General features: G+C 37.3%; 1 protein-coding gene. It reads right to left on the bottom strand.

Features of this window, described 5'->3' with window-relative positions; translation table 11 throughout:
• Positions 1–600 precede the first annotated feature (600 nt).
• Positions 601–15,576 carry a YadA-like family protein gene (locus EL259_RS08450; protein ID WP_126600738.1) on the bottom strand — a complete coding sequence of 4,992 codons (14,976 nt, stop codon included), beginning with the start codon at positions 15,574–15,576 and terminating at the stop codon, positions 601–603.
• Positions 15,577–15,641: the final 65 nt, after the last annotated feature.

Here is a 15,641-nt window from a genome sequence, read left to right on the forward strand (position 1 = left end):
AACCTAACACTTAAAAGTTAAATAAGTCGGGGTATCAATCATGTGTTAATGCTAAACTGTTGATCAGTTGCAAAGATACATCATTAATTTTATTAAACAATATGATAAAATTAATTTAAATCATCTTAATCCAAAAGAATTATATACATATGTATATAATAGGGAGCCTTATTTCATAAGGCTCCCTAGCAAAAATTTAATTAATAAAAAACATTATAAAAAATTATAGCTATGATATTGATAGGTAAAATATATTGAAATTTATATTTAATTTTATACTATAAGTTATTAATTTAACTGAATATTAACAATATTATTACAAAATCCATTATTTTAAAAAAGATACTTTCTAAATACTCCTTTATAAAATATATTAATTTTTACTCTAAGGTGGTATGGATAATTTTTAATATTCATAATATATCTTGCTCAAATACTTTTTTATTTATCACTAGTTTTTGTTTTATTACTTTCTTAAAGTCACAAAAATATTGTATCAATTCCCTATTATTTTCTTTTTAAAAATAAAAAAACGCCCCAATTTTCAAAAAAAATTATGAAAATTGGGGCGTGATTATTTTAATTTTATTTAGTTTTTAATTACCATTGATAACCAAAACCAGCACCAACACCAAAATTATGTTGCGTATCTTCGGAAAGTGAACTTTTAATAATCCATTTTCCATTATCTGAAATACGAGATAACCCAACAGAAATCGCTTGTTGATTGCGATAGCTTCCTACAGCTGCACTCACCATACTACGACCAGCTAAGAATGGTTGCGGTAAGTTGGCGGCTGCGATAGCGGCAGCGCTACCTGCATTCGCTTCTTTTCTATTTTTACTGATACGTTGTTGCATATCAGAAATTTCCCTGCCTACGTTACCTACGATGCCTTTTCTCAAGATATCAACATCTTTTTCCACTTTATCCAGTTGACGACGATTTACAGCATCTGTCGGCGCTTTGCCGTCTGCAACATTCGAGATCACGTTGCCACCATTATTCAAGCCTTTTGCCGTAACAGATACTTGATCTTTACCGTCTGCCGATTTAACGGTTACGCCTTTACTTGAGATGTGCGTGCCTTCTTCACCGTTATTTCCTGCAACATCCACTGATTTAAAGGTTGGATTGTCTTTCATTTCAACTTTCACAACGCCATTACCGTGATCATCTTGTTGATAGGTGGTTGTGATGTTGTCGGAACTGTAAGTTGCGTTTTCATCTTTAGCACTACCTTCAATTTTTAGTGTAGAACCTAATTGTTGGTTGCCTGATCCACTATTGCCAACAAGATTTAGACCATGTTTTAACATTGTCGTGTTACTTTGAATGTTTGCAGTATTTTCAGCAACTTTCTGATTCGTATCAAACAATTGACCGCCGTTTACAGCATCTGTTGAATCTTTCGTAACCCGTCCTTTGGCAACATCTGTTAATTTTCCGCCATGGATACTGATCGTTTTATCATTTTGGCTTAAACTAATTTTCGCACCATTTGGACCGCCACTGATTGTTTTGATACCTGTTAAATCAGGTGCTACATCGTAGCTCACCTCACCATTAGCATTAATTGACGCTTTCGTATTTTTACCGTCTTTAAAAGTTAATACGTCATTATTCAAGTTGAGATGATGCGTTTTGCCGTCATTAGCTTTATATTTCAAACCTACTTTATTCACTTGGTCAGAAATATGCGTATCCATATCTTTAACGGCTTGTTTTAAATCGCCTACGTTCACGGCATTCGTGAGCATGCTACCTTTAGCATCACTTAACTTCGTATCGCCTAATCCACTCGCCACGTTAATGATTTGTTTATTATCATTGTTTAATCCATCTGTTGTTAAGGACGGACCATTTTTGATGGTTAGACCATTGCGATTAATTGTGACGTTGTCACCAATTTGAATATTGTCTTTTGCATGAACACTATCCACGCTAATCTTCGGCGCAAGTTTTACTTTAATCGTGGTATCACCCGTTTGTGCATTTTGCGATACGGTTGTAGAAATGTTTTGATCATCTCCTTTGATATCGACTCGGCTACCAAGTTTATTCGTAACAGGATTTGAACCCGTTGCGGTACTCGCTTTATCTGCACCAAATTGTAATCCACTGTTAGTTAAATCTGCTTTAGCATGATCAAGTTGTCCAACATTAACCGCATCTGTCACATTTTTGCCTGCATGGACATTTGAAATAACATGCCCACCATTATTTAGACCTTGCTGAGTAAGCGAAATATGGCTTTTTCCAGCTTGATCTTCAATGGTTAAACCATCAGGGCTAACGACAGTTGCACCTGCACCATTTGTCAATGTTACGGCTTTAAAGGTCGGTTTATCATCCATTTTAATAATAATTTTACCGTTACCTTGCGCATCTTTGACATATACAGTCGTCAAGTTTTGTGATGAATAATCACTATCATCTTGGATTGGCACAGTAGAACCTACAATATGCAAGGTTGAACCAAGATATTGCTGATTTCCATGTTTTCCGACATGGCTACTGTTACCTTCAAAGATAAATCCTTTATTCACTACATCCGTTAGGTTATCAATTGCGCCAGTAAAAGAAGTCGGTGCAACGGTGTTTGCTCCCATAATATCTTTTAAAGAATGGAAGTGCGGTAAATTAAATCCTGTTTTAGCCGCATTGGTGGTTAATCCTAGTAAGTTACCTAATTTTTTAAATTGACTACCATTAATCGCATCATTTGAGTTATCACTAATGTTACCCGCAGACACATTGCGCACGATATGATAAGCTGCATCAATACCTTGTTTGGTGATTGATGGTCCATTTTTTATGGTTACGCCATTATCATTAAGAACAGTACTTCCGGCTTGGACAGAAAGTAATCCTTTCAATTCTTTCGCCAATTGCACTTTCATTTCGCCGTTTTCAACATTTACACCAATATTATTTTCCGTCAACGCACCTTTAGAAGCGCCACCAACAATTGTAAGGGTGCTACCTAAAGGTTTGTGTATTTGAGTATTGGTATCTGCTGCTTGATAATTATCACCAACGAAGTTTAAACCTTGTGCTTTGATGCCATCAGAAAGATTACCAAGTGCATCATGTAATGTATTACCATTGATAAGCCCTTTATCGCCTGCTTTATTTTCGCCATCACCAAGACCTGCTTGTAACGCATTTTTAGCCGCTGCAGAGTCCATTAAGTGATTCGCAACACTGATACTATTGAGGCTAATAGTGACGTTACCATCTTTAAGGTTTTTATTTGCACTAGTAATTTCTAAACCACCATCACCTGCGATTTCAACTGTTCCCATTTTGTTTAATGCGTTGGTATTAAGCTCAATACTCGCTTTATTTTGAGTGACTTGTTGTTGCACAGGTGCAATCGCTTTTTTCACATCGCCAATATTTGCAGCATTGGTGTCAATATCGCCACCACTTAATACATGTTTGATTTGTTGATTGCCCGCACTAATACCATTTTTACCAATAGATACCGCTGGTGAATTGCTTTGACTATCTGCTGGTTTTTCAAAGGTAATGTTACTCATTCCATTAAGCGTTTTGGATACTTTAAAAGTAATGGAGCCATTTGCGTTACCAACAGTTTGAATACTGTCATCTAGACCACTCGTTGCACCGCCATTCAATGTTAAGATTTCACTAGGTTTACGCTTAATCGTGACTTGCGTATTGTCGCCTTGATATTGCATTTCAAGATTTGTGACTTTGTTGGCAATCGTATTATTAAGCGCCGTGGCTGTATTTGCTAAATCCGTTACATTTACAGCATCTTGTGCCGTAGTTGCTTGATTTTGTGCAGCATGCAATTTGTCTAGATAGTTTTGTCCAGATTGATCTGCTATCGCTGATTGGATTTGGCTAATATGAGCATCATGGACATTCACATTCTTGCTGTGAGCATCTAGTGTAATTTGCGTTCCTGTTGCCGTATCTCCATTGCGAATAGAGGCAATACCATTCAAATCAGCGTTCAAACTAACTTGATAATTTGCACCTTGTGTTGCCGTCGCTTTAGTTGGGGTAATAGTGATGTTATTACCTTTAGAAACCGTTGTATGTAATAAGCCTTTCGCTAGTTCATTTTTCACTTTTGAAGCAAGCGCTACTTTGACATTATTACCGACTACTTGAGTTGTCACTTCATTATCAGTACCCAAAATACTAATTGCATGATTTTTTTGATCAAGCGTAATCGGTGCGACTTTCTGTGTTGCTGAATTTTGCGTATTATCCGCCCCAACTTGTAAATCCATGATTGCCGTATTTTTCGGAATAATCGCTTCTAGTTTTCCATCTTTAATTTTAATGGTGTTGTCATCAACATTTACGCCATATTTTACGGAAACTTGACCATTTTTTTCGGTACTTACAGTCGCAGTTGTAGCATTTCCATTTGCAAAACTTACAGTATTATATGGGTTAATCACACCTTTATTTACTGTTCCTTGAGCAATATTCCAGCCAGCATGCAAAACATCACCCACAGTAGCAGCCTGATGTTCGATTTGAGTAGAGATCGTTGGACTGACCGCTTTAGCATCGGTAGTCGCCACAAGATGATTTTGTAAACCACTCACACTACCTTGATTTTGAGCATCAAGATTTAAAGATTTATTTAAATTAAAGGTTACATCGCCATTGGTCGCTGTTTTTTCAATATGAATATTGCCATCGGTATTCGCTAAATTAACTTGACTACCCGCTTTGATAAGCGAGCCATTTTTTCCTTGTGCTTGAAGGGTAAAGCCAATGTTATTTAATACATTTGCCATATTGCCAGCCGTCACAAATTTATTCGATGCGGCAGCATCTACGTTATTTTCGGCTTGATGACTTGGCATAACAACTTTGCCATTCGCCACATTTAAATTCGTAGTTGCAACTTCAACATTATAAATTTTACCGCCTGTTGCTGTGGTTTTATCCGCAGTGATGTTAAGTGAATGATTTTCTGAAATAACTTCACTGTGTTTGGCAGCTTCAGCCTTATTATCTGCGATTGCTTGTGTCACATTCGGTGCTAAACTTACGTGGTAAGTAGTACCTCCTGTTGCATTAGCAGTACCTTTCACAATAACTTCTTTACTTTGTCCTTCAACTTTAGTTAATTGACCCACATTGGTTGCATCGGTCTGTGCTTGACCTGCTTTCACGCCATGGATTGCAACTGGAGCATGCGCTTTATCGCCAACAGTAATACCATTTTTCCCTAATGCTATCTGTGCATTTTCACCTGATACAGATTGGATATTTGTTAATGCAGAATTTAGGTTGTAAGTGACTTTACCGTTATCAGCAACAGTTACTGTGGTATTACTACCATTGAAGAAATTCAGTCCCTCGCTTAACTTAACTGTTTTTTGTGGTTTTGCAGCAGTGTTATTTGCAGAATAAGCAAGTGTTTGATTGCTCATATCCGTTTTAACCGTTGTGACCGCTTGTTTAAGATCAGCAATATTTGCAGCATGACGCAACGTTGCTTGATCCGCATTTTCTAAGGTTTGTCCCTGACCTAAACCACTTGCAACATCAGTAATTTGCTTATTAGCCGCATTAATTCCTGCGGTTGTCATGGCTGGACCATTAAGGATATGTACTCCCGTTAAGTGCGTAAGATTTTGTGCTAATTGAACTCGAATTTTGCCATTTTCAACATTTACACCAATATTATTATCTGTAAGTTGAGATTTATCTGCACCACCAACAATACTTAATGTTCCGCCTAAAGCTTCATTAATTGTTGTCGCCGTATTTTGAGCATTATGGTTATCACCAACAAAATTCAATCCTTTATTAACTTGGGTCTGCACATTATCGATCGTAGTTTTATTGGTTGCGATTGATGTTTGATTATGCGTAACCGCTTGTTGAATTGGGGTTATCGCTGTTTTAAGATCGCCAAGATTCGCTGCATGCTGTAATGTCGTTTGTGTAGCATTTTCTAAGGTTTGACCATTCGATAAGCCACTTGCGACATTAGTAATTTGTTTATTACCCGCATTAATGCCTGTACTTGTCATAGCGGGTCCATTGGCAATAGTTACACCATCATTATTTAATGTCGTATTGCCAGCCTGCACGGAATTCAGATTTTTTAATGCTTTATTTAATGTAATTTTAACTTCGCCTGCTTGGTTAACTCCCGTAGTGGTGATATTAGTATCGCCCGCAAGTTTGATCGTTTCACCAAGATTTTTATGTACCGTATTACCTGCATCACCCGCTAAGCTAAATCCTTTGTCGGTTAATGCCGCATTGCCCGCTACCAATGCTTTATGTACTGTATCACCGCTCACGGCATTTTGATCACCTGCCGCTACGTGTCCATTCGCCTGTACAGTTACCGTATAAGTTGCTTGTCCAGTTTGCGCATTTTGGGTTTCTGAAACAGACGCAATACCATCCGTTTTTACAATAGTCCCTAAACCTGTAATCACTTTATCCGCTTTTGATGTGAGGTTGCTCAAATCATTATCGGCAGCATGATCAATTTTCGCTTTTGTTGCTGAGCTTAGCTGAACTGCAACTTGATCACCGCTCGCTGTGGTCACAATGTCATCATTGCCAACAATATTAAATTGCAAACCATGTTGCTTATTAAGATGTTGTTGTTCAGTGCGAGAATTTTTATCGCCACCCAACACAATCGTATTATTACCTAGAGCAGTAATGCTCGTTTTGTTTACATTTACTGCTTCTTTTACTGGCATAATCGCATTTTTCAAGTCACCAATATTAGCTGCATGCATTAATGTTGCAGAATCTGCATCATCTAGGGTTTGATGACCTAATCCACTTGCAACATTGGTAATTTGTTTATCACCTGCATTAATACCTGTACTTGTTATTGATGGACCGCCAGTGATAGTGATGCCAGTATTGTCTAATTTGGTATTACCCACTGTAACTGAATCTAATCCCGTTAAATTTTTAGCAAGTTGAATTTGAATCACGCCATTTTCAACATTTACGCCAATATTATGATCAGTCAACTTAGCTTTATCCGCTCCACCCGCAAAATGTAAGGTATCGCCCAATCGTTTATTTACATTACCGCTATCTGCACTGAATGAAAGACCTTTGTTTAAAGTAGATTGAACTGTGTCAATACGTTGCGTATTACGCACAATTGTAGTTTTATTGGTCGTAATATCTTGTTTGTTTGTCGCAACATCTTGCTCAATCGGTTTAATTGCGGTTTGAATATCGCCAATATTAGCCGCATTTTGTAATGTACTACCTGTTGCCTTATCAATAGATTGCCCTTGTAAGCCACTTGCTACATGCGTAATCTGTTTATCCCCCGCATTAATCCCTGCGGTTGTCATTGATGGACCATTCGCAATATGCACGCCACTTAAATCGGTTAAATTTTTTGCTAAATTAACGGAAATTATTGTGTCTGTTTTGCCGTTACTGATGGTTTGAGCAACGGTAGTGTGAATGTTTTTGCCATCACCTTTAATATCAATTTGTGAACCCAATTTATTAGTAACAGGATTTGCCCCTGTTGCCGTAGCACTGTCTGCACCAAATTGTAATCCTTGATTAATGGTGTGAGCATTTTGTTGAATTTGTGTTTTATTTCCAGCGATATCTTTTGCCATTGGCATAAGCGCAGCATGGACAGTATTCCCTGTAACAATACCATTATTGCCTGCTTTAACCTGCCCATCTGTAATTACATTTACCGCATAGTTTGTCGCATCACCCACTGTTGAAGCTGTCACCGTCGTATTTTTACCATGAGTCACCTTCACGGCTTCTTTAGCTAATCCACGAACGACATTATCATTCAGTTTTAAGGTTACTGCGCCATTTTTAACATTGGCATTTCCTGTAACTGTAATACCGTTATCCCCTACGATATCGCCAATATTTGCAATGGCATTTTTATTGGTATCAGCTTGTTGAAGTTTATCTTGGGCTGCTTTTGTTAAACCGATAGTCAAGGCACCGTTTTCAATTTTCGTCACAATATTTGCCTGATTATCTGCACCTTTTACAGAAATTGCATTACCTAAATGATGAGATAATGTATTGTTATCTCCTGCCGTTAGCCCAAATTCTTGTGCATCAACATAGGTTTTAACAGCGCTACCGCTTACAGCTTGGGTTGTATTTGTAGAGGCTACATCACCTAGTTTTAATGCTACTTTGTATTCCGTACCTCCTACTGAATTTTCAGTGGTATTGGTGACAGTGAGTCCATTACCTTCAGCCACAACAGAACTGTGTTTTTTCGCCTCAATCGTATTCGTTTGGATATGTTGCGTTACAGCAGGATCAAGGCTAATTGTATAGGTTTTTCCTGTCGCCGTTGTGCCAGAAATGCCAACATCCAGTTGTCCTGTTGTCCCTTTTACTTTAGTTAATTGTCCAACATTAGCAGCATCGGTATTTTGCTCACCTGCTTTTACGCCGTGTAGTACAATTGGTGCTTGATGAGCTGAATTACCTAACGTAATTCCATCTTTATTGAAAATAATTTTTGAACCATTTCCTGCGATGGAAGACATACCTGTTAAATTGGCGTTAACGTTATATGTTACTTTTCCACCCGCCTCAACTTTAGCCGTTGTATTGGTACCATTAATAAAATCAAGTCCTTGGCTAAGTTTTATCGTTTGCTGAGCCTGCGTTGCGTCCGCTTTTTTATTTGCAGAATAACCGATTACTTGATTATCAAGGGCAGTTTTAACCGCACCACCAGTAACGATACCCTCGTTACCATTTACGACTTTACCGTCAGTTTTCACATTGATTTGGTAAGTCGTCGCATTGCCAGCTTTTCCAGTTGTAACCGTAGTATGGGTACCATCAATTACTTTTACCGCTTCTTGAGCAAGATGACGAACACTGTCTTTATCCAAGCTCACTTTAATTTCATTGCCAGTCGCTGTGGTATTTACGCCATCTTCACCGACAATATCAAACTTCAATCCGCCTGCTTTAGAGAGTTTTTGAGTATCCGTTACCGTGTTATTTCCTGCACCAATTTGAAGGGTATTATTCTGTAATTTGGTGATATTTTGATGATTAACTTGCGTTGCCTCTTTGATTGGATTTACCGCACTTTGTACATCACCAATGTTGGCAGCATTATCTGCAATTGTTCCACCACTTTTCACGTGGGAAATGACTTTGTCACCAGCATTAATACCATTTTGATTGATAATAATAGGATTATTCGTAGAATTGCCCACTGTTATACTATTGAAAGTTGGCGTTTTACTGGTCGCAAAGGTAAAGGTACTACCATTACGGATCACTTGCATATTATCGCCTGCGGTAAAAGTGATTTCATTTCCAGAATGAATGATCTGACCTTCATTGACTTTATCACTACCCGATTTCACTACAAAGCCCATATGGCTTAAAGCAGCACTCAATGATTTTGCATCCACAAATTTATTACTGTCAGCATCAGTAGGTTGTGTAATTACCCCGGTTGTTGCATTAACAGCAATATTGCCCTTATTGACTTCAACTTGGTAAATTTTTCCGCCAGCTGCCGTTTCTGCATTTTGAGTAACACTAATCGTATGATCAGGCGAAATCACTTCACTATGTTTAGCTGCTTGTGCGGTATTATCATTAATTTGCTGTTTAAGGCTTGGATCAATATTAACGGTATAAGTTTTGCCACCTGCGGCATTTTTTGTACCCGTCACTTTAATCTCGCCATTGGTCCCTGTCACTTGCGTTAATTGTCCTACATTAGCCGCATCGGTTGAGTTCGTTCCTGATTGGATACCGTGTAATTGCACGTCAGCACCATGACCATTACTCATGGTCACGCCATTATTATCTAATGCAATTTCAGCTCCTTGATTCGCGATAGAATGGATATCTGTTAATCTTGAGTTAATATCGTAGGTAACTTGACCGTTATCCCCTACAGTAACAGTAGTATTTTGACCGTTTTTGAAATCTAACCCCTCACTCAACTTCACAGTTTTTTGTGGGCTTGTCGCTTTTGCATCTTTATTTGCAGAATAACCCAATACTTGATCATCAAGCGCTGTTTTAACGACACCACCAGTGACAATACCCGTATTTCCTTCTTTCACTTCACCGTTGGTAACGACATTCACTGCATAATGTGTTGCTGTTCCATCTGTAGTCTCAGTGACAGAAGTATGATTACCGCTAACAACTTTAATCGCTTTTTTCGCCTCTGCTTGTACGACTGCATTATCTAGTTTTAATGTAACCGTACCATTTTTAACATTTGGATTTCCAGAAACAATAATTCCGTCCATGCCAACAATATTGCCAATTTTAGCAATGGCAGTTTTGTTAATCTCAGCTTGTTGAAGTTTATTTTGAGCGGCTTGGGTTAAACCAATCGTTAAAGCACCATTTTCAATTTTTGTGACAATATTAGATTGATTATTTGCACCTTTAACGACAATAGTGTCATCTAGTGCTTTAGAAATATGTTGTCCATCGCCAGCAGTTAGGCCAAATTGTTTCGCATCAACATAAGTTTTAACTGCACTTCCACTAACCGCTTGGGTTTGATTACTATCACTAACTGTACCAAGATTAACAGCTACTTTATATTCTGTTCCGCCAGCGGTATTTGTTGTCGCATGTGTCACAGTTAGGCTATCGTTTTCTGCAACAATAGAACTATGCTTGCTAGCTTCTGCTTTATTTTGGGCAATTTCATTTTTTAACTGTGGAGCTAGGCTAAGCGTATAGGTTTTACCGCCTGTCGTATTAGTTGAAGTTTCAACACTAATCTCATCCGTATTACCTGCGACTTTTGTTAATTGCCCAACATTGGCCGCATCTGTTGCGTTCGTTCCTGCTTGGATACCGTGTAATTGCACATCAGCACCACGACCATTACTCATGGTCACGCCGTTGTCACCTAATGCAATTTTAGTTCCTTGATTTGCGATAGAATGGATATTTGTTAAATCAGATTTAATATTGTAGGTAACCTGACCGTTATTCCCAACCGTAACAGTAGTATTTTGACCATTATTGAAATCTAACCCTTCACTCAACTTCACGGTTTTTTGTGGGCTTGTCGCTTTTGCATCTTTATTTGCAGAATAACCCAATACTTGATCATCAAGTGCTGCTTTGACTACACCACCTGTTACGATACCCTTATTTCCAGTAGTAATCGAACCATCTGTTTTAACATTAACTGCGTACTGTTTTGTATTCCCCACTGTTTTTTCAGTTACTGTAGTGTGTTGACCATCAACGACTTTTATCGCCTCTTGAGCTAAGCCACGCACCGTTGCTTTATCAAGACTTAACGTAACTTTATTCGCAGTTGCTTGCGTATTAATACCATCGGTTCCTAAAATATCAAATTTTATGCCATTCGCTTGGGAAAGTTTTTGTTTATCCGTGGTAGAGTTATTATTTCCCCCCAATTGAATGGTGTTATTTTTAAGATCTGTAATTTCGTTCGTATTAACTTGAACATCTTCCTTAATTGGATTTACTGCATTTTGCACATCACCAATATTTGCAGCATTCGTTGCCGTTTTGCCACCACTTGCCACGTTAGAAATAACTTTATTATCTGCATTAATGCCTGATGTAGTAATAGATGGACCGCCAGTGATAGTAATACCTTGTGTATTGATCGTAGTATTACCAACAGCAACAGAATCCAATCCTTTAAGATCTTTAGCTAATTGAATATTAACATTACCTTGTTTATCAATATTCACGCCAATATTATCAGTAGTTAATTTTGATTTATTCGCTCCGCCAGTAAAATGTAATGTATCACCTAATTTTTCATTAACTTTACCACTATCACCAATGAAAGTTAGCCCTTTATCAAGGGTAGAATTAATCGTATTAATTGATGAAACATTATTCGCAATCTTCGTTGCATTTTCATCAATTTTATTCGAGTTATTTTTAATATTTAATTTATTGGTATTAACTTCAGATTGAACAGGAGCGATAAATCTTTTGACATCACTAATATTCGCTGCATTAGTGCCAACATCACCGCCACTTGCCACGTTAGAAATAACTTTGGCACCTGCATTAATGCCTGATGTTGTAATAGATGGACCACCAGTGATAGAGATGCCTTGATTATTAATTTTAGTATTACCGACGGTAACAGAATCCAATCCTTTAAGATCTTTAGCAAGTTGAATATCTATTTTACCGTTTTCAACATTTACCCCAATATTACCTTTGGTTAAATCTGTTTGTTTTGCTCCACCAATAAATTCTAAGGTTTCACCTAATTTTTTATTAACATGTCCAGTATCACCACTAAAACTGATCCCTTTTTCTAAGGTTGTATTAATGGTATTAATTGAATTTTCATTGGTAGTGATTTTTGATGTATTACCTTGAATATTCTTAGTATTTTCAGCGATCTTTTCTTTATTGGTATCAATATTTTGAAGATTGCTTGCAATATCCTTTTTATTCTGGGCTAGCTCAGTTTTAATTGGTTTTACTGCATTTTGTACATCACCAATATTTGCAGCATTCGTTGTAGTTGTGCCACCACTTGCCACGTTAGAAATAACTTTGGCACCTGCATTAATGCCTGATGTTGTAATAGATGGACCACCAGTGATAGAGATGCCTTGATTATTAATTTTAGTATTACCGACGGTAACAGAATCCAATCCTTTAAGATCTTTAGCAAGTTGAATATCTATTTTACCGTTTTCAACATTTACCCCAATATTACCTTTGGTTAAATCTGTTTGTTTTGCTCCACCAATAAATTCTAAGGTTTCACCTAATTTTTTATTGACATGTCCAGTATCACCACTAAAACTGATTCCTTTTTCTAAGGTTGTATTAATGGTATTAATTGAATTTTCATTGGTAGTGATTTTTGATGTATTACCTTGAATATTCTTAGCATTTTCAGCGATCTTTTCTTTATTGGTATCAATATTTTGAAGATTGCTTGCAATATCCTTTTTATTCTGGGTTAGCTCAGTTTTAATTGGTTTTACTGCATTTTGTACATCACCAATATTTGCAGCATTCGTTGCCGTTTTGCCACCACTTGCCACGTTAGAAATAACTTTATTACCTGCATTAATACCTGATGTTGTAATAGACGGACCGTTCTTAATTTGAATAGAATCTAACCCTGTTAAATCTTTAGCTAATTGGATATGAACATTACCTTGATTATCAATATTCACGCCAATATTATCGGTAGTTAATTTTGATTTATTTGCACCACCAGTAAGATGTAAAGTACCACCTAGTTTTTTATTAACATTACCGCTATCTGCGCTAAAACTTATTCCTTTATTGACAGTTGTTTCAACATTATTAATTGCTTTCTGGTTGCTTGTGATTTTATTGGTATTATCAGAAATAAGATTAACATTGTGATAGATTTTATCTAGATTATCTAAAATATCTAATTTATTTTGATCTGCTTCTATTTGAATTGGGTGAATAAATTTCTTCACGTCACCAATATTTGCAGCATTAGTATCAGTATTACCTCCACTTTCAACATTGGAGATCACTTGATTACCCGCATCAATTCCCGCTGTCGTTATAGATGGACCATTCGTAATAACTACACCATGAGTATCTATTTTTGTACTACCTGCAATAATAGAATTTAATCCTTTAATATCTTTTGCAAGTTGAATATTAATTTTTCCATTTTCAACATTTACACCGATATTATTATTAGTTAAATTATTTTGATTTGCACCACCACTAAGTTCTAAGGTTTGACCTAATTTTTTACTAACAGCAACATGATTATCTGCAACAAAACTTAGACCATTATTTAATTTTTCATTAATGGTATTAATACTACTTTTATTCGATTTGATATTATTTTTATTATCAAGAATATTTTGCTGATTTTCTCCTACTTGTTTCTTAATAGGATTTATAGCTTTATCAATATCACCAATATTTGCAGCATTCGTTGTCGTTGTGCCACCACTTGCGACATTAGAAATCACTTTATTACCAGCACTAATACCATTAGTACTAATAGAAACCGTGTCATTTGAGTTAGCTTGATTAGGCATACCAAACGTAATCTTATTCATTCCATTAAGCGTATTAGATACTTGGAAACGAATTGTTCCATTCGCATCGCCTGTCGTTTTAATACTATCTGCTACGCCTGTTGTTGCTCCACCTGTAAGGGAAAGAACTTCACTTGGTTTACGAGAAATAATGGATCCGTTATCGGCAACGTATTGTGATTTTACTTGTTTAAGCTGAGCAACGTTGACTGCATCCGTATCTTTAGTACCAGCAGCTACCCCTGTAATCTGGCGAGTAACTTTTGCGCCATTCCCTACGGCGATTGCTGCCTCTGTAGCTTTCCAAATTGGAGAGGTATTTGGGCTTATGCCATTACTAGAAGGAAGGCTTACATCATAGCCTTCCAAACCTTTAGTGCGATCGGCAACACTGTTTGAACCTAAGGCAACAGAATCATCTGCCATAGCATGAGCAGAAGAGCCTAAAGCGAGCGAATTATTACCTGAGGCTAAGGTACGTAGTGTGAGCGGGACATCTTGAACATCACTATACTGTTTGATTTCATTACTCGTATAGTTACCAATGGCGATTGCTGCATTTCCTGCGGCAATTGCCCCTCGACCAATGGCAGTTGAGGAATCTGCACTCGCCATTGATGAACTCCCTATCGCTAAGGCAGCTTCATTTTCGGCGTGTGTATTGTAACCAATTGCTATACCACGAGAAGCCTGTTTATTATTAGATTCTGCACTTGTGTTATAACCAATAGCAATACTCTGATCCATCATTGCACGTGCTTCATTCCCTTGCGCAATACTTTCTGCACCTTGTGCCAAAGCATTCGCACCAATGGCAATTGCATTTTGCTGTGTTGCTTTGGCTAACGTACCTAACACTGTTGTATCTAAAGCTGTTGCCTGAGCACCAATACCAACCGCTAATGCATTGTTGCCACTCGCTATAGCTGAATTACCAAACGCACTACTATTTTGAGCTGTGGCTTGGCTACCTTCACCAATAGCAGTAGAATTATCCGATTGAGCGTTTGCAGAATAACCTACGGCAACAGTATTATTTCCAGCTGCTGATGACGTATTACCTAAAGCTGTACTATTTAATCCTACGGCCTGAGCAGCACCACCTAGTGCAGTTGAATATCCCCCTTGAGAGTTTGAAACGTTACCAATCGCAACTGAACCGTAACCACTACTATTAGCTAGACTACCTACTGCAACAGAAACTGTTCCGCCAGAGCTTGAGTTATTTCCAACAGCAACAGAATTTTCTCCTGATGCAACTGCGTTTCCTTGCGCTGCACCCTTATCCCAGCTTGTTGCCGTGGTTTTAAAATATTCATTTTTTCCAATTGCTACACTATCAGCCATTGCATTTTGTACTGTTAAAGCAGCTAGGCTAAGCATAAAGATACTGTGGATAGATCTATTAATAAGGGAGGTTGTTTTTGTAAGAACTTGTGATTTATCTCGATTTGTGCTTTTGCCTAATTCAGATACAACAACAAATCGTTGTGTCGTTTTATTAAAAATAACTTTAAAAATTTTATTCATCAGAAATTCCCCAATAACAATCCATAACTTTACAGAGGGTGACTAAAATTTTTATAAATTTATAA

It is taken from the genome of Actinobacillus delphinicola, assembly GCF_900638385.1.
In the GTDB taxonomy this organism is placed as follows: Bacteria; Pseudomonadota; Gammaproteobacteria; order Enterobacterales; family Pasteurellaceae; genus Actinobacillus_C; species Actinobacillus_C delphinicola.